Genomic DNA, 692 nt, shown 5'->3' with positions numbered 1-692 from the left:
GGAAATAGTTGAGGTTCCCACAAACCTTTCCTATCGACGGAGAAAAAGCAATTCGGTACGATAAGGGCAGGAGGACCGGAACGGTCCTGATTCCAAGTGAGACCAGGAGGAGATTTGAATGAATGAGTCGATGAGACACGACATTGCCTTGTTTCGGTACGGGCTAATCGCTCCGTTGGTGAATGGGCAGGTGGAACCGAAGACGTATCTGAAAGAGGTGAGCGAGCGAGTGCACCATGTTCCCCACCAAGGCGACAAACGAATCGCAGCCAAGACGATCCTCGATTGGTGCACCCGATACAAAAAAGGGGGCTTTGACGCCTTAAAGCCGAAGCGCCGTTCGGACCGCGGCCACTCAAGGCGTCTGTCGCCCGATGATGAGGATCATATTTTAGCCCTAAGAAAAGAACATCCCACCATGCCCGTGACGGTGTTCTACGAACACCTGATCGAGCAGGGGGGAATCCCAAAAAACCATATCTCTTACTTTACTATATACCGATTATTGAAAAAACACAACCTTGTCGGGAAAGAAATCTTGCCGATGCCGGAGCGAAAGCGTTTTGCGTATGACCAGATCAATGAGCTATGGCAAGGGGACTTATCCCATGGACCCACGATTCGCGTCCATGGGAAAGCCCAGAAAACGTTTTTGATCGCGTATATCGATGACTGCTCGCGGTTAGTGCCAT

The 692-nt window shown here is 50.7% G+C and carries 1 protein-coding gene; it reads left to right on the top strand.

What is annotated here, in order from left to right:
- Positions 1 to 118: 118 nt before the first annotated feature.
- The coding region (locus NET02_RS16255; protein ID WP_284058480.1) for a helix-turn-helix domain-containing protein at positions 119 to 692 on the top strand (574 nt) is incomplete at its 3' end.

This window comes from Thermalbibacter longus (assembly GCF_023806485.1).
GTDB lineage: Bacteria > Chloroflexota > Chloroflexia > Thermomicrobiales > Thermomicrobiaceae > Thermalbibacter > Thermalbibacter longus.
Note: the sequence above shows the minus strand (reverse complement) of the source record. Positions and strands in the feature narration are given on the sequence as shown.